General features: G+C 64.7%; 16 protein-coding genes and 2 tRNA genes. 9 read left to right on the top strand and 9 right to left on the bottom strand.

Annotated elements, in window-relative coordinates:
* Positions 1-91: 91 nt before the first annotated feature.
* From FKR81_RS15370 to FKR81_RS15345, 6 genes are all read left to right on the top strand, one after another.
* Positions 92-568, top strand: a complete 477-nt coding sequence (locus tag FKR81_RS15370; protein WP_146352417.1) for a hypothetical protein — start codon at positions 92-94, stop codon at positions 566-568.
* Positions 568-1,791 (top strand): PPE domain-containing protein, encoded by a 1,224-nt coding sequence (locus FKR81_RS15365; protein ID WP_146352415.1) that lies wholly within the window; start codon positions 568-570, stop codon positions 1,789-1,791. The genes FKR81_RS15370 and FKR81_RS15365 overlap by 1 nt, the downstream gene beginning before the upstream one ends.
* A complete protein-coding gene (locus FKR81_RS15360; RefSeq protein ID WP_146352413.1) occupies positions 1,788-2,549 on the top strand; it encodes an ESX secretion-associated protein EspG in 762 nt (253 codons plus the stop codon). The genes FKR81_RS15365 and FKR81_RS15360 overlap by 4 nt, the downstream gene beginning before the upstream one ends.
* Positions 2,550-2,559: 10 nt before the next feature.
* Complete coding sequence (locus FKR81_RS15355) at positions 2,560-4,515, top strand: acetoacetate--CoA ligase (protein WP_146352411.1); 1,956 nt, start codon at positions 2,560-2,562, stop codon at positions 4,513-4,515.
* A 153-nt stretch (positions 4,516-4,668) separates the two neighbouring features.
* Positions 4,669-4,758: transfer RNA gene (locus FKR81_RS15350), tRNA-Ser, on the top strand.
* A 39-nt stretch (positions 4,759-4,797) separates the two neighbouring features.
* Positions 4,798-4,873, top strand: a tRNA-Arg gene (locus FKR81_RS15345).
* 59 nt (positions 4,874-4,932) lie between these two features.
* On the opposite strand, the gene FKR81_RS15340 is transcribed toward FKR81_RS15345, so the two are convergent.
* The 4 genes from FKR81_RS15340 to FKR81_RS15325 are packed head-to-tail and all read right to left on the bottom strand — an operon-like array spanning position 4,933 to position 9,475.
* Entirely contained in the window at positions 4,933-6,174 is a 1,242-nt protein-coding gene (locus FKR81_RS15340) for a tyrosine-type recombinase/integrase (RefSeq protein ID WP_146352409.1), read from the bottom strand.
* A complete protein-coding gene (locus FKR81_RS15335; protein WP_235921560.1) occupies positions 6,174-6,332 on the bottom strand; it encodes a helix-turn-helix domain-containing protein in 159 nt (52 codons plus the stop codon). Before FKR81_RS15335 ends, FKR81_RS15340 begins: the two co-directional genes overlap by 1 nt.
* A gap of 42 nt (positions 6,333-6,374) precedes the next feature.
* Positions 6,375-8,006 carry a replication initiator gene (locus FKR81_RS15330; RefSeq protein ID WP_146352405.1) on the bottom strand — a complete coding sequence of 544 codons (1,632 nt, stop codon included), beginning with the start codon at positions 8,004-8,006 and terminating at the stop codon, positions 6,375-6,377.
* A complete protein-coding gene (locus tag FKR81_RS15325) occupies positions 8,003-9,475 on the bottom strand; it encodes an FtsK/SpoIIIE domain-containing protein (RefSeq protein WP_146352403.1) in 1,473 nt (490 codons plus the stop codon). The genes FKR81_RS15330 and FKR81_RS15325 overlap by 4 nt, the downstream gene beginning before the upstream one ends.
* Here FKR81_RS15325 and FKR81_RS15320 point away from each other — a divergent pair.
* Complete coding sequence (locus FKR81_RS15320; RefSeq protein ID WP_146352401.1) at positions 9,445-9,885, top strand: hypothetical protein; 441 nt, start codon at positions 9,445-9,447, stop codon at positions 9,883-9,885. The genes FKR81_RS15325 and FKR81_RS15320 overlap by 31 nt on opposite strands.
* A 368-nt stretch (positions 9,886-10,253) precedes the next feature.
* On the opposite strand, the gene FKR81_RS15310 is transcribed toward FKR81_RS15320, so the two are convergent.
* From FKR81_RS15310 to FKR81_RS15300, 3 genes are read right to left on the bottom strand one after another with little or no spacing between them, the layout of a single operon-like run.
* On the bottom strand, positions 10,254-10,502 hold the full coding sequence (locus tag FKR81_RS15310) for a hypothetical protein (RefSeq protein WP_146352397.1): 249 nt from the start codon (positions 10,500-10,502) through the stop codon (positions 10,254-10,256).
* Entirely contained in the window at positions 10,502-10,771 is a 270-nt protein-coding gene (locus tag FKR81_RS15305; RefSeq protein ID WP_146352395.1) for a hypothetical protein, read from the bottom strand. The genes FKR81_RS15310 and FKR81_RS15305 overlap by 1 nt, the downstream gene beginning before the upstream one ends.
* Before the next feature lie 2 nt (positions 10,772-10,773).
* On the bottom strand, positions 10,774-11,250 hold the full coding sequence (locus FKR81_RS15300) for a hypothetical protein (RefSeq protein WP_146352393.1): 477 nt from the start codon (positions 11,248-11,250) through the stop codon (positions 10,774-10,776).
* 195 nt (positions 11,251-11,445) lie between these two features.
* Between FKR81_RS15300 and FKR81_RS15295 the strand changes: the two genes are divergently transcribed.
* Together FKR81_RS15295 and FKR81_RS15290 are read left to right on the top strand one after the other, a co-directional pair.
* A complete protein-coding gene (locus tag FKR81_RS15295; RefSeq protein ID WP_186762985.1) occupies positions 11,446-12,288 on the top strand; it encodes a GntR family transcriptional regulator in 843 nt (280 codons plus the stop codon).
* Positions 12,285-12,992 carry an HAD family hydrolase gene (locus FKR81_RS15290; protein WP_146352391.1) on the top strand — a complete coding sequence of 236 codons (708 nt, stop codon included), beginning with the start codon at positions 12,285-12,287 and terminating at the stop codon, positions 12,990-12,992. The genes FKR81_RS15295 and FKR81_RS15290 overlap by 4 nt, the downstream gene beginning before the upstream one ends.
* Here FKR81_RS15290 and FKR81_RS15285 read toward each other — a convergent pair.
* Both FKR81_RS15285 and FKR81_RS15280 read right to left on the bottom strand, forming a co-directional pair.
* Entirely contained in the window at positions 12,972-14,093 is a 1,122-nt protein-coding gene (locus tag FKR81_RS15285) for an eS19 family ribosomal protein (RefSeq protein ID WP_146352389.1), read from the bottom strand. The genes FKR81_RS15290 and FKR81_RS15285 overlap by 21 nt on opposite strands.
* A 4-nt stretch (positions 14,094-14,097) precedes the next feature.
* Positions 14,098-15,204, bottom strand: coding sequence for a hypothetical protein (locus FKR81_RS15280; RefSeq protein WP_146352388.1), 1,107 nt, complete (start codon positions 15,202-15,204; stop codon positions 14,098-14,100).
* Positions 15,205-15,210 lie beyond the last annotated feature (6 nt).

Genomic DNA, 15,210 nt, shown 5'->3' with positions numbered 1-15,210 from the left:
GGAACCGAACGGCGCCCCAGGTACATCTAATGGGTGCGGCGTGAGGTAACGCTTGGTGCTGCTGTGGCGAGGTGCAGTGCAGGGGGTAGGGATGGCTGAAGGCACGGAGATTCCGGGTTCCACACCGGCGACGACGACCAATGTGACCAGCGAGACCGCGACGACCCAGTCGTTGAAGGTCATGCACTCCGACGTGTACATGGCCGACAAGGCCGTGAGCGCGATGGACTCCGCGGTCAGCAAGGGCAAGCTCCAGCTCGACGAGGGATCGGCTGAAGCGTTGATCAAGGCGCTCGCTGACGCGCGCGACCAGGTGCAGAGCCTCTACGACGAGGCGAAGCCGAAGCTCGAGACGCCGCTGAAGTTCGGGTCGAACCCCGTTGCCGACGCGATCAGCGCCAAGTTCACGGACATCTCCGTCGGCAGCGAGTCGTCGGCCGTGTACGTGATGGAGAGGTTGATCTACATCCTGCACGACGTCGAGGACACGGTGAAGAACGCGGTCACGACGACGCAGCACGCCGACGAGGACCTGGCGCAGGACATGAAGAGGAACGGGGCGAGCTGATGACGAAGCCGCACTCGGAAGAAGACAAGCGCCACGACGACGAGTCGGACTCGAAGGACCTCCACGAGCCGGTCGACTGGATGACGTACACGCACCAGCAGCTGTACGACATGCTCACCAAGGGCGTCGAGCTCGGCAGCGCGCACGAGGTGAAGGACGGCTGGGCCAAGCTCAGCAGCGTTCTCGCCGACGTGCAGACGAAGCTGAACACGGCCATCGACAACTCGGACAAGGGCTGGGAAGGCGAGTCCGCGGAGAAGGCGCGCGACGGTCTGCGGTCGGTGACGACCTGGGCGTCGGACACCGCCGAGCACGCGGGCTCCGTCGCCAAGGCCATCGACACCGAGATCAAGAACGTGACGGACGCGATCAACGCGATGCCGCCGCCCCCGGCTCCCGCGCCGCCTCCCGTGCCCGTGCCGCCGCCGACCCCGACGCCGATCGGTGCGTGGGCCGTGCGCGAGGACCTGATGATGCAGCACGACATCACCGGGGCGCAGTTCGGCGGCATCACCGCGCAGTCGCCGGCGAACCCGTTCGCCAACGCCCCGGTCATCGCGTCCGGCACCGTCGACACGGTGGTCGCCAGCGACGCCGCGCACCGGCAGGCGGCCGACGTGATGGCCGCGTTCCAGCGCAACTCGATCGCGGTCGACCAGACCGTGCCGCAGCTCGCGCCGCCGACCAATCCGGTCAACCAGAACGTCGGACCCGGCGGAGCATCCGTCCCGAAGACGACGGGCACGCCGGACGGCGGCACGTCGGCCACCGGCGCGCCGGTGCCGGTGGGTTCCGGCGGGCAGACCAGCAACACGCGCACGTCGTCCTCGCGTGGTGGCAGCTTCGGCCGCGTGCCCACGGGCGGTGGCGGTGGTGGCGGCAGCTACAGCCGCACGTTCATGCCTCCCGCCGCGTCGGCGGGTGGTGCGGGCGGTGGCGGTGCGGGCGCGCCCAGTTCGGGCGGTGCGGCCGGTGTCGCGGGCAGCGCCGAGTCGGTGCGTTCCGGTGCCGGCGCGGGTGCCGCGGCGGCCGCGGGCAACGTCAACCAGACCAAGGCGTTCCAGAACCCGCTCCAGATGGGTGCCGCGCCGATGGGCGCCGCGCCCGCGGCGGCCGGTGGTCGCGAGGACGAGCGCGAGTACAAGCACGCCGCTTATCTCGAAGAGGACGACAACGTGTTCGGGCTCGACCGCAAGGCCGCTCCGCCGGTGATCGGGCAATGAGCGAGTCCGACAGAGGCTTCAAGCTCAGCACGCGCGAGTTCTTCCTGCTCTGGCAGGCGGTGCACGGCGAAGAACGCGAGGTGCCGCTCGGCACGCCCCACTTCGGGCGCACCCGAGCGGCGCGTCAGCGCATGGTCGAGGAGACCTCGCAGGAGCTGTACCGGCGCGGCCTCGGCACGATCACCCGCCCGGATCCCGACCTCCGCGCACTGGTCAGCGGCCTGGCCGAGTTCGAGAAGGCACTGGAGATCGTGTTCTTCAAGGGCACGGACATGGCCCGCGGCCTCGCCACGGCGGGCTGGAGCGGCACGTTCGCGGCCCGCGTCGGCGACGACGTGCACCTGCGCTCGTTCCGCGCCACCGCGCTCGCGTCGGCCACCGTCGCGTCGCTCCCGGCGTTGCAGGCGGGCAACGGGCGCGCCGTGAACGTGCGCTGGGACGACTACGTCCGCGCGGGCGAGGCCGGTGAGCGCGAAGGCGTGCCGGGCTTCATGGAGGTGCTGCGCTACGCGGGCATCCGCGAGCCCGAGGCGTACACGCTGATGCGCGCTGTGACGAACCGCATAGGCGGCGGCCAGCTCGGCCTGACGGCCCGCAACCGCGACGGCAACGCGCGGCCGACCGGCCGCACGGTGTCCTGGTTGGACACTCGCGAGGGCCGCTACCTCGTCCGGCAGGCGGACGGTTGGCTCGTTCTGGCGCCCACCGATCAGGCACGACTCACCGGTGCGGTGGACGAGCTGTTGTCCACCAACTAGAAACTGGAGCATGACCGACACCGACGTCGAAGTGCTCTGGCGCCCGGACCCCACCAGGGACAACGGGATGCTCGCGTTCCGGTCGTGGCTGCGCGAAGAGCGCGGCCACGACTTCGCCTCCTACGAGGACCTCTGGCAGTGGTCCGTGAGCGACCTCGAGGGCTTCTGGGACGCGATCGCGGCCTACTTCGACATCGCGTTCCACGCGCCACCGTCCCGAGTGCTGGCGTCGTCGGCCATGCCGGGCGCGACCTGGTTCCCCGGCGCGACCCTCAACTACGCGGAGCACGCACTCCGCAAGGGCGCCGACGACGACCTGGCGGTGATCTTCCACCGCGAGGACGGCCTGTCCGCGCACCTGACGTTCGGCGTCCTGCGCACCCGCGTCGCCGCGTTCCGGGCCGCTCTCGTGTCCCTGGGCGTCACTTCAGGCGACCGGGTGGTCGGTCTGGTACCGAACTCGCCGGAGGCGCTGATCGCCTTCCTGGCGGCCGCGTCGCTCGGCGCCACGTGGTCGTCCTGCTCCCCGGACTTCGGCGCCCGCGCGGTGGCCGACCGCTTCACCCAGATCTCGCCGACGGTGTTCGTGGCGGTGTCCGGCTACGTCTACAACGGCCGGTCCTTCGACACCCGCCCGGTCGTCGAGGAGATTCGCTCCCAGATCCCGTCGCTGCGCGCCACCGTGCTGATCGACTACCTGGACAACGGCGCCGCTCTGGACGACACCGTCTCGTGGTCGTCCCTGATGTCGTCGTTCGCGGGTTCGGCTCTGGACTTCACGCCCGTCCCGTTCGACCACCCGCTGTGGATCCTCTACTCGTCCGGCACCACCGGCCTGCCCAAGGGCATCGTCCAGGGCCACGGCGGCATCGTGCTGGAGCACGTGAAGATGCTGGCGCTGCACAGCGACCTCGGGCCGGGGGACAGGTTCTTCTGGTTCACCACCACCGGCTGGATGATGTGGAACTACCTCGTCTCCGGCCTCCTGGTGGGCACCACGATCGTCCTGTTCGACGGCAGCCCCGCCCACCCGGACCTGAACGTGTTGTGGCACTTGGCCGAACAGCACCGCGTCACCTACTTCGGCACCTCCGCGCCGTACGTCCAGTCGTGTCTGAAGGAGGGCCTGACCCCGTCGTCCCGCTACGACCTGACGGGCCTGCGCGTGGTCGGCTCGACCGGCGCGCCACTCACCCCGGAGGGCTTCCGCTGGATCGCCTCGGCCGTGGGCAAGGACGTCCAGATCGCCTCGGTGTCCGGCGGAACCGACCTCTGCACGGCTTTCGTGGCCGCGTCCCCGGACCGCCCGGTGTGGCTGGGCGAACTGTCCTGCCGCGCCCTGGGCGCTGCCGTCGAGGCTTTCGACGAGTCCGGAACGGCTGTCGTCGAACAGGTCGGCGAGCTGGTGATCACGGCGCCCATGCCGTCGATGCCGGTGTACTTCTGGGGCGACGAAGACGGCTCACGACTCCGTGAGGCCTACTTCGAGACCTATCCGGGCATCTGGCGCCACGGCGACTGGATCCGCATCACCTCGCGCGGCTCAGCCGTCATCTACGGCCGCAGCGACTCGACGCTGAACCGCGGCGGCGTCCGCATGGGCACGTCCGAGTTCTACCGCGTCGTCGAAGGCCTGGAAGGCATCGAGGACTCACTCGTGATCGACACGTCCGGCGCGGGCCAGTCCGACGGCGAGCTCCTGTGCTTCGTCGTCCTGTCGCCAGGCGTCGCTCTCTCCGACGTGGAACCGGTGCTGCGCGCGGAACTCCGCCTGAACCTGTCCCCGCGCCACGTGCCCAACCGCTTCGTCGCCGTCACCGAGATCCCGCGCACCCTGAACGGCAAGAAGTGCGAGGTCCCGGTCAAGAAGATCCTGGCCGGAGTGGCCCCCGAACGGGCCGTCTCCATCGACGCACTGCGCAATCCCGCTGCCCTGCAACCGTTCCTCGACATCGCCAGCGGATGATCTACGTCACTCGTTCGTGCGTGAACAGCGCCTGAACGGGGTCCCTTGATCGGTGTTTGCCCGGTCTGAGCTGGGCAAACACCGGTACGAGGGGGGCGTTTTGCTTCTCGGTTGAGGACCTGTGTAATCTATGCGTCGTGGCCGAGGGCCCCGGGAGGCTTCGCCTAGTCTGGTCTATGGCGCCGCACTGCTAATGCGGTTTGGGGTTACCCCCCATCCCGGGTTCAAATCCCGGAGCCTCCGCAAGGCCGAGCCTCCGGGCTCGGATACAATTGAATACATGCGCTCGTAGCTCAACGGATAGAGCATCTGACTACGGATCAGAAGGTTGCAGGTTCGAATCCTGCCGAGCGCGCCAGCTCAGAGCCCCTGTGGAGAAGTTTCCACAGGGGCTCTGACCGCATTTGTGACCGCAGTTCACTTCTCGGCTGCTTCGTCGAAGAACACACCCATCTTGTTGACCGCTTCTTGCTGCACGCTCTCGATCACCTCGATGTAGGTGCCCGTGGTGACGCTGATCGAGCTGTGCCGCAGGATCCGTTGCACCGTCGCGGCATCGACGCCCATGGCGAAGAGGAGCGTCGCGCACGAGTGTCGGAGGTCATGGACGCGGATGACCCGGACGCCCGCCTTGTGGCACAACGCCTCGAACGCGCGGTTGATGTTCCGCGGCTCGATCGGTGTGCCCTTGGGCGTTGTGAAGACCAGACCGCTGTCCTGCCAACGCTTGCCAGCTGCCAGCCGTTCGCCCACCTGCACCGCCCTGTGTCGCTTGAGGACGGCGACCAGGGGAGTGGGTAGCGGGATCGTCGCCGCCGACGAGTCGGTCTTCACCTCGTCGAGCTTCAACTTCCCGTCGACCCGGTGCAGTGCCTGCGCGATGGTGACCTTCTGGCCGGCCAGGTCGACGTCGTCCCACCGCAGACCGAGCGCTTCACCACGCCGTAGGCCGATGCTCAGACCCACCGCCCACAGCGCGTACAGGCGGTGCTCCTTGGCCGTCGCGAGGAACTTCTTCGCTTCCTGCGCAGTCCACGCCCTGTGCTTTCGCTTCCCGTTGTTGGGCAGCTTGACCAAAGTCGCGACATTCCGGGTGAGCAGGTCTTCTTCGATTGCGTCTTGAAGCGCTGCACGCAGCAGCCGGAGCAGGTACCGCACGCTTGCCGAAGACGGGACCTTGTTGCAGCACTCCTTGGGCTTCTTGGCGCAGCAGCGTGCTTCTCGTCCTTCCTTCTCCGCCCATTTCACGTCTTTGCCCTGCGCGCAGCATTGGCACGTCTTGCTCACCGTGTTGAGCCACGTGCGGATGTGCTGGGCCGTCAGCTCCTTGAGCTTCTTCTTGCCTATGCCCGGAACGATGTAGAGCCGCGTCAGTCCCTCGTACGAGCTGTACGTCGTCCGACGAACCGAAGGCTCCGCGATCTCCTTCACCCAGTAGGCGAAGAACTCCGCGACGGTGAGCTTGGTCGTAGCAACTGGGACACCGCGCCGGTTGGCGTCCTGAAGCGCGATCTTCTTGTCGTTGCACTCCTCCCAGCTCTTCCCGTAGACGCACTTCCGCTTCCATTCGCCCTCAGGCGTGCAGACGAAGACCTGCGCTTCGTACCGGCCGTCCTTCCGCTGCTTGATCGTCCCTTCGCCGTTCGCCCTGCGACCCATCAGGCCACCTCCCCGAGCAGTCCGCCGAGATAGGCGTCCAACGCGCCTTGCGGAACACGTCGACAACGGCCCACCTGAACCGAATGCAGATAGCCGTCCCAGATCAGGCGGTAGACGGTCCACCGGCTGACCGAGAGCAGGTCTGCGACTGTTTGCACTGGTAGAAGCTGGTTCCTGTCAGACATCGAATCCCCCATTGATCAAGCCGCGAGCGGAGTTGCCGAAACAATCGGGTCTGGGGGAGAGCAGCCGGCCGCGAGCATCGCGCGGTCGTATTCGGCTCTCCACGTGACCCGCTGGGCGATGGCATGCATGAGCAGGTGCGCCCTCGGAGGCACGTTCGGGTCACCAGGCCGGACCTTGTGCCAGACCAGCCGCGACGTGTCCTTCACCGGCTTCTCGATGCCGACCGCAGCAAGCGCCTGGACGACGAACCGCTTCCGGTCCGCCCGGTGATCGGCCAGCGTCTTGCCCGACCACTTCCGCGAGACGAGCACCCGCCGTCCAGGCAGCCCGAGCGTGGTCCGCCGATGCGCCCTTCCCTTGCAGCGCCCCGCAGTCATCCGCGAGTTGGCCCCGCGAGGCTGGACGCCGTAGAGCAGCCACACCGGGCACCGCTCCGAGCACGGGGTGACGGCGAGCTCGTCTGCCAGCCGGTCCGCGTGCCTGCGCTGCCGGTCGGTGTCTTGCTCGATCACCTCACCTATGGACTTCGTGAGGTACTTGGTCAGGTAGCCGATGTGCCGCCCGGACTCCTCCGAGCCGCCGAGGATGCCCTTGGAGTGCACCTGGCGGCCGAAGGTGACGACGTGCGCCGGTTCCTCGACCTCGGCGTCATCCCAAGTGGACAAGGCCTTGCCGGTGTCCGGGTCGACGAACGCTTCCGCCTTGCCGTCCCAGACCGGCAGCTCGTTGCCGAAGTAGATCCGCTCGTCGTGGTTGGGCCACCACACCTGGTGGTAGGTAGCCGCCGTGACCAGCCTGATCACGTCGTGCGGGATCGAACCGCGGATCGCCGCGTGCAGGTGCGGAGCAGCCCGTTTCTGGGGCTCGACCGTGGCGAAGTACTGGGCGTCCCACCCGACTGCCCGCCGCAGGTTCTGCCACCACCGGTCGACCAGCGACGCGAAGTGCACCGCGTCCCGAGCGGCACGGCGATAGTCGTAGCGGTCCGGATCAACGGGCGTGCCGTCCTCGTGCACCCGCCCGTAGGTGTCGAGCGTGAGCGTCACGAACATCGACGGCCGGAACGCGCCGGCGAACTCCCGCCCGATCGTCCGCTTCTCCACCCGCCGCCGAGGAAGTTCCGGCGCATCCTGCCGACGCTTCGTCGAGCGCTTCACCGGCCGCTTGCCGGGGTCGTCCGGCGAGGGCAGCCGACCACGAACGCCGAGTTGCCGAAGTTCCGCGTCGACGCTGTGGATCTCTTCTCGCAGCTCGTCGGCTTCTGGAGAGTTGCCCTCCTCCTGGTACGCCTTCATCAGGTCAGCTCGGTATGTCAGCAGCTCTGTCTGGTCTTTGGTCGGAGGTTCCGGCGTGAAGTCCGGCTCGACCTCCATGTGCCAGCCCTCACGGCACTGGGTCATCCGCAACGCCTTGGCCTTCTTGGCGCAGGGTGCGCACACGCTCTCGACCGTCGAGCCGCACGGCACCGCGACGTAGCGGATCTCGAAGGTCTCGTGATCCTCGACCTCCATCGTGAACGGCCGGACGCAGACTCCGTGCTGCTCAGCAGCAGCCTTGGCGACGTCGATAGCCGCGGGCTGTCTCATCCGTTCCGCGCGGGTCTGTGCTCCAACATCGGCGGGGAGAGTGGGGATGGCTGCGTTCATGCCGCCGCGCTCCCTTCGTTGCCGCCAGGTCGACCGGGGAGGTCATGGACTGTGGCCTTGGCGAAGAACAGACCGAGCTCAACCAGGTCCGCGTCCGTGACATGGAAGGCCCTTGCTCGCTCCGGTTCCCGTTGCCCGTCCTCCTTGAGCCAGGCGACACCGGGTGTGTTCTCGCTGATCTCGTGAGCAGCCGCGCCCCGCTGCCGTACGCCGTCGCCCAGCACCATGTCGACCTGCTGCGGTTCGTCGAGGCGCAGGGCAACACGGGTGGTGAACAGGTGCCGGAAGCTCACGACCTCCTTGCGCGGGTCCTGCACCAGGCCGACGACGGCGTAGCCGGGTGCCCGTCCCTGCGAGGTGATCGTCTGGATTGCGCGGGTGGCACGTTCGCGCAGTTGCTTGTCCTGCTGGTACGCGACGAGGTCTGCCAGCTCGTCGACCACCAGGACGGTGAACGGCTCACCGGTCGAGCGTGCCCACAGTCGACGGATGCCCCGGTATCGCGAGGCCCGCTCCTTGACCTCCGCCGCGATTTCCTCGAGCAGTTCGACGGCGTCCGCCCCGTTGTCGTAGACGACCTTGTCGAAGGCGTCCGGGCACTGGCCCAGCTCCATGCCGCCCTTGGGATCGATGCCGACGAGCCGGACGAGGCCAGCACGGATAGCGGGTGCCAGCTGCCAGACGATCGACCACAGCACCGAGCCCTTGCCCGCGCCAGGCACACCGACGACAAGAACCTGTGAGCCGAGGAGACGCAGCCGCCAAGGCTTTCCGGTCTCGGTTCGGCCGACGACCACCTTCTTGAGGTCAACCTCAGTCGAGTCCGACAGCTGCGGAACGGCCACAGGACGTGTCAGCGGGTCTGAGTGGATGAAGTCGAGTTCGAGAACCCGAGGCTTGAGCACCCGCACCCGGCATGACTTCGAGTTGAAGGAGTGCGCCAGGTTGTCCCTCCGCGCTTCCCACTGCTCCGGGGACTGGGCGGGGATCATGCGGACCCGCACCTTGTCCCGCCAACCCTCGGACCGGACGCGACGCAGTTTCGGGCGGTACTCCTTGCCCCGGTTCTCCTTGGCGAGGTCAGCGAGCCGCATGACCGTCCGCCACTGCGGTACGTACACCGTTGCCCGCCGCCATTCGGTCAGCAGTCGGTGCCACCCGAGCCGGAGGAACGATGTCCGGTCGAGGCCGCACCAGAGCACCAACGCAGCCGTGAGAGCCAGCAGCGCCAGCACCAGTGGCGACAGGCCGAAGTGGAGGTAGAACACGTAGCCGCTGAGCGGCAGAAGCGTTGAGACGGGGTAGCGGACCACGACGAGGACCAGACGTACGGCCAGCCGTGCCAGCAGCCACAGCAGGACGAACGGAGCCGCCGCGACCTTCGCCCAGTTGGGCAGCCACACCCACCAGGGAAACCGCGGACGGGCACCTTCGAACGGTGCAGGATCGACCCACTTGGTTCCGCTCATCGCGCACCGCCCGTGCAAGCAACGCACTGGAAGACGGTGCCCACGTTGAGGACGCGCCCGGCCGGCCGGAACGCACCGAGACCGGAGGTGCACAACGTCTTGCAGGTCATGCACTCGAAGCCTTCGACCTGTGCTTCCGACAGTTCGAGACTGACGAGCTGCCCGTCATCGAGAAGAACGGCGTACGTCCTCACCGCCTGCTTGCTGGCAACCACCCTGGCGAAGAGCTCCTGCTTCTCTGCTGCGTTCATCGCTCACCGCCGCAGTTGATGACCACGACGTTGACGAAGATCAGCGACAACCACCCGAGGCAGGCGCAGCACCTGATCTGTCCAGGCGCGAACACGCCGAACCGCTTGCAGCGCTGGCACTTGCGGCCATTGCGCAACTTCCAACCACCTGGCGGATAGCGTCGAGTTGACGCGCTCCCCCGGAGAGCGGATACGCTCTGCATGACTCGAATCTCCTTGTGTCCCAACGATTTCAGGGTCGTTCGAGTCGGTGTAAGTCGCCGGGGAACAGTCGAGCCCGCCAAGACTTGGACTGTTTCCCGCGCGACACACCAACACGGTTTCTTCAGTTGTCGATCAGCCTTGGCCGAGCCGCCGATTCAGCGCCTTGCACCAGGAGCACAGCGGCCGTTTCTCGTTGCTGCGGAACCAGCCGCCGCCCAGGCAGCGTGTGCAGTTCCGCCACTCCATCCGCACGCGACGAGTCATCGGATGCACCGCGGTCCAGCCCATCGCGTACCTGAACCGCGCCAGCAGCCGTAGCTTCGTCACGCCTCCCGTTGACCGGGCAGGTTCTCCGGACGCGGATCGAGCACCAGAGCGAGAAGTCCGGCCTCATTGGCCAGCGACCGCAGGAAAGCGGCCATCTCCTTCTGCGCGTCAGGCCCTTCCGGCATGTGGATAACGATCATCGAAGGATCGAGATGGAGCCGCAGGCAGTACGCGTAGGTCACCGCGGGCCAGGGCACGACCTCCGCCTTGGCGTTCGGCCCCGGCGACACCATCAGCTTGAGCATCACTGTTCCTCGTCCTCAGTTCGGGAGAGCTCCAACCGCGCGCGCCGCTCGAACTCCTCCGCAGCGATGGAGCAGGCATGGCGAGCCCACAAAGGCACCGCCAGATCAGCGGCCAAGATCCGCCACGCCTGCGCCACGGCCGAGTAGCCAAGAGCGAGCCGGAGCAGCGCCTGCTGATCGCCCGTGCTGGACGCGGCGAACAACGCTGCTGTCTGCTCCGCATACGCGGTGTTCCAGCGAGCGACCGCCTCACGCGACGGCCGCGCCACCCTCAGGCCGCCGGCTTCTGCTCGTTCTGACCCTGCTGACCCGCAGGCTTGCTCTCGCGCTTCGGCGGCGTGCCGACCTGCGGCGAGCTGATGGCCATGGCCCGGACGATGAAGCCCTGGTACTTGAACCGGTCCCCCATGACGCGCGGCTCGACAGTCAGCCCTTCGAACGCGACCGGCCGCACTTCGACACCGGGCATGACCTGCACGGCCTGCGGTGGAACAGGCTGGACGTCCGCCAGCACGGTGATCGTGACGGAGGCGTCCCGTTCCTTCTCGGCAGACGGGTCCGTGACGACGACCTTCCACTGCCGCTTGCCCGAACGTTCGTCGATCTTCTGCTTGGCCTGCTTACCGCGGGCCTTGTCCTCCTGGCTCATGTACTCCATGTCCGGGGCGACCTCACCGACCATCAGCGCACCCATGGGAAACACCTGGTCAAACACGGCGTTGAAGCGCGTGCCGTACGGAACAGCCATGACAACCTCCGCAACTTCGCTAGCCGGGCTAGCCAAGTAGAAGGTAAGCCAGGTTGGCTAGACAAGTCAAGCGGCTGGCGAGGCAAGTTCAATCGAGCTAGCTCACTAGGCGGGCTAGACAACACTGGGTAACCTGACTTGCGACTCGTGCCTTACCGCGAGTCGCAAGTCGCGAGACACCAGAGGAGGCAGGCAATGGCGCTGGACCCGGATGACCCGCGACCGCCGTATGTGCAGGTGGCGAACGCTCTGCGGGCCGCCATCCTGACCAAGGTCTTCAAGGCGGGGGACAAGCTCCCCTCACGCGCCGAGCTGGCGAAGAAGTACGAAGTCGCACCGATGACCGTGCAAAACGCCCTGCGCGAACTGCGCGACGAAGGCCTGATCGTCTCCCGACAGGGCAGCGGCGTCTTCGTCCGCGAGCGCACCGAGCGCCCGGTCGGCCTGCGTCCGCACATCGAGCGCGCCTTCGACGCCGAGCACGTGTCGATCGACTTCGCAGGCTTCTCTGGCGAGACACTTCAAGGTGTCATGCAGGAGCCGCTGGACAAGATCCGAATCGGCCGGCTGACACCCGCCTCGATCAACATTCGGATGCTCGTCCCGGACACATCTCAGCCGTGGTCGATTCCCTGCCAGGTCGATGACTTGCAGGACAGCCCAGGTTTCCGCAAGCGCATGGACGAGATCATGCGCCGCCACACCCTCTCGATCATCGACAACGTTCAGGAGCTCGGAGACCTAGGCCTGGTGAAGGACGTCTCCGCGGAGATCAAGGTTCACAGGGCAGCACCGCTGTTCAAGCTCTACCTGCTCAACAACGAGGAAGCCTTCTTCGGCTTCTACCCGGTTCGTGAGCACGTGATCCGCTTCGACGGAGAGCCCAAGCCGATCTACGACCTGGTGGGCAAGGAAGCCATCCTCTTCCACCACAGCGTCACCGACGACGACACCAGCACTGGCAGTCAGTACGTCGAGCAAGCCCGCATGTGGTTCGACTCCATGTGGAGCACGGTCTCAACGGAGTACCAGCGGTGACGAGCAGCCGCGTGTCGGTGGACGATCCTTCGATAATTCATCGCATCTTGGCCGACACGAAAACGCTTCTGCTGGACTTTGACGGTCCTATCTGTTCAGTTTTCGCAGGTTTTCCCGCCCCTGTCGTAGCTGAACAACTTCGCGAAGTTCTCGCAGAGGGTGCATGCCATGATCTTCCCTTCGCAGTTCAGAAGACCGATGATCCGTTCGATATCTTAACCTTCGCGTCCACTCTGGGCAGTGAGGAAGCGCGCTACGTAGAGGCCGCATTGCGAGCTCATGAAGTCGAGGCGATTGCGACTGCTGAGCCCACTTTCGGTGCTCATGATCTCGTCCGTGCATGGCATTCTGACGGTCGGAAACTGGCCATCGTCAGCAACAACAGTGCTGCCGCGGTTGAGGAATACCTTCACCTTCACGGATTGGCTCCCCACGTCAGTTACGTATCTGCGCGCACTGAGCCTGACCCCTCACTATTGAAGCCGAGTACATTCCTACTTCGTCAGGCGAGCGATGCTCTGGGGATTGCTGCGGCGGAATGTACCCTCGTGGGCGACTCGCTGACTGACATTCAGGCCGCCCATGATTCCGGTGTGCTGGTGATTGGGTACGCCAACAAACCCGGCAAGATCGAGTTGTTCGCCAACCGGTCTCCGATTGCCATTGTAACGAGCATCGCGCTACTACTCGCTAGCCTCCCGTGACGGTCCTTCTATTGCCAAAATCGGTTTTGATGGCAGTTCGAGAATAGGCTCGGGCTCGGGCTCGGGCTCGAATGGCAATTCGAACAAGCTGCCCTGCCCTAGGGTTGTATGCCGGCTTCTGCGCCGCTTTGCAGATACCGTCTTCGGCGCATCAGGCTGGCATGCCCGGCGGGCTATGATCGAATGGACCTCTCTTTTTCCGCTTCGTCCAAGTAACTTTCGAGAGATCAGCCACCTACCCTCAGGTTCCTTGGCTGCGAGTCCTGCGCTTTCGAGCAACTCCAACGCGCGTCTAACATCGTTAGCGGTGCCGACGCCGTGGTGTTTACGGAGAAGAACTGCTGTGTCGGCAGGGTTGATCGAGATGTCACTAGTGCCGACGCCGTAAGCCGTAGGCCATGTCTTTGCCCATAGATGTGTGGCCAAGTACAGGCGATCTGCTTGGTCATTGATCAGCGCACGTGCGGACTTTATCTTCACGAACCGTGATGCGGAGATATTAAGGCCCTCGTCAAGGTAGTCGCCAATGTTTGGCTGACGTTCATTGCAATGAAGGCTGCCATTCTCCTTACGGAGTACCCTCTGGAACATGTAGGTCTGGTCTTCGCGCGCGTACTGAACTATGACAGGAGCGTGTGAAGGCTTGTATGGGTGGTCGGGATTCCTTAGTCTATCAATGATGATGCGCTGAACGGCTTGTGGGCCTAACCTCATACTGACGATCTGCATTACGTCGGCATGAGAAGCCTTTGCTAGCTTCCCGGCCCCAGCCGGGATTCCTGGTAGTGTGTCGTAGTTCGCGAGTTGCTTGCAAAGCTTATCTACACTGTTCTCATGCGTTGCAAACTTGGCTATCTCGCCAACAATTGCCGTATTGTCTGCAAAAAGCACGGTAAAATCTGGGGTAAGCGTCAACGTATTTGAAACTTTAATCTTGGGGAAGCGTTCGAAATGTTTTACCGTCGACGGCAACGACTTAACGTTTGGGTCGGTAAACATCCATTCGAAGGCTGACACGACATCAACGTGCTGATCGTAGGTGGCGAAGTCTTCGAGTAGCTTTCTCTCACAATTCGCGGTCTTTTCGTCCTTCGCCGCCACGTGGCTACCTGCTTGCCACTAGGTCGTCGAGAGAGACCTCGTCGTCTTCGGCCGCATCGGAGATATCTGTTGCGAGGAACCTTTCGCCAAGTCGCTGGCTAAGTCGAGTCAAAGATCCGCGGCTTGCTCGAAAACCTGGGTAGATATCGATCGAATCTGCGTCGGTGACAAACAGATCGAAGTTTGATCCATCTGAGTAGTCGGTTACGACTACATGCAGATAGGGGTTTCGGTGTAGAACTGCAACGCTGACCTGACTGAGTTCTTCCAAAGTTTCAAGAACTTCGGACGTGTCGATTTCTGTGCCAAGGAAAGCGCCTGGAAGCTTCACTGATATTGGCGTTCCGACTGGCTTTCCCACTCGTCTGTGCCGGTTTGCCATGAGGCTTCTGCGCGTCGCGCCAGCCTTGGCAAGACGAGACAGTACGACATCATCGAAGGCGGTGAAGTTGCCCGAATAAAACGTTGCTCCTGCAAGCCTACGAAGGTGCAGCGAAAGAAGTTGACCGACCCGCATTGTCATTGTGCGTACGGATGCATGGTTGGCTTCAACTTCGGCGATGGCTTCGAGAGGGGAGAGACGTAGGCCGTCAGACCTACTTTTCCAACTGCGGCCAAGGGACGATTGATCGACTAGGTTGCGTGCCGTAAGGCGGCTGACTTCTGCGTCGCCAATTTCGCTCAGGGCCCTACCGATGTCGATGAAGTCGGCATGGTTTAGGAAGCATGGGACAACCTCGGGATTGGCGCGTCCGATCCAGCGCTCAACCTTCTGCCACCGAGGATCGGTAAAAGGCGTGGTTGCTGCCAGATGGAAGACGCCTCTGTGGGCCGTTGGCCAGGCAGAAATTACAAAACTTCCGCGGTTGTCAACGATTTCTAAGTGCTGCACTCCGCGTCGGTCTTTTTCGGTACCTGAAAGCGCGCGAGGGAGAAGTGACTCCAGTGGGCTGTTCGATTCGGCGAGGATGGTTTCGACATTGATCTGCTCGCCTGATTCAATACCGATAGCATCGACCGCGTCCGCCAGCGACAGGTGCTTCTGACCCTGGCCCAGCAGTTCGAGCAACGCCTCATCGAACCTGCTGATCGCCCATGGTGAATCCCGCATGTCGCC

It is taken from the genome of Lentzea tibetensis, assembly GCF_007845675.1.
Classification (GTDB): Bacteria; Actinomycetota; Actinomycetes; order Mycobacteriales; family Pseudonocardiaceae; genus Lentzea; species Lentzea tibetensis.
Note: the sequence above shows the minus strand (reverse complement) of the source record. Positions and strands in the feature narration are given on the sequence as shown.

Coding starts and splice junctions, on each gene's coding strand:
- FKR81_RS15370 (WP_146352417.1), top strand. CDS start 92: ATGGCTGAAGGCACGGAGATTCCGGGTTCCACACCGGCGACGACGACC.
- FKR81_RS15365 (WP_146352415.1), top strand. CDS start 568: ATGACGAAGCCGCACTCGGAAGAAGACAAGCGCCACGACGACGAGTCG.
- FKR81_RS15360 (WP_146352413.1), top strand. CDS start 1,788: ATGAGCGAGTCCGACAGAGGCTTCAAGCTCAGCACGCGCGAGTTCTTC.
- FKR81_RS15355 (WP_146352411.1), top strand. CDS start 2,560: ATGACCGACACCGACGTCGAAGTGCTCTGGCGCCCGGACCCCACCAGG.
- FKR81_RS15340 (WP_146352409.1), bottom strand. CDS start 6,174: ATGGGTCGCAGGGCGAACGGCGAAGGGACGATCAAGCAGCGGAAGGAC.
- FKR81_RS15330 (WP_146352405.1), bottom strand. CDS start 8,006: ATGAACGCAGCCATCCCCACTCTCCCCGCCGATGTTGGAGCACAGACC.
- FKR81_RS15325 (WP_146352403.1), bottom strand. CDS start 9,475: ATGAGCGGAACCAAGTGGGTCGATCCTGCACCGTTCGAAGGTGCCCGT.
- FKR81_RS15310 (WP_146352397.1), bottom strand. CDS start 10,502: ATGCTCAAGCTGATGGTGTCGCCGGGGCCGAACGCCAAGGCGGAGGTC.
- FKR81_RS15300 (WP_146352393.1), bottom strand. CDS start 11,250: ATGGCTGTTCCGTACGGCACGCGCTTCAACGCCGTGTTTGACCAGGTG.
- FKR81_RS15295 (WP_186762985.1), top strand. CDS start 11,446: ATGGCGCTGGACCCGGATGACCCGCGACCGCCGTATGTGCAGGTGGCG.
- FKR81_RS15280 (WP_146352388.1), bottom strand. CDS start 15,204: ATGCGGGATTCACCATGGGCGATCAGCAGGTTCGATGAGGCGTTGCTC.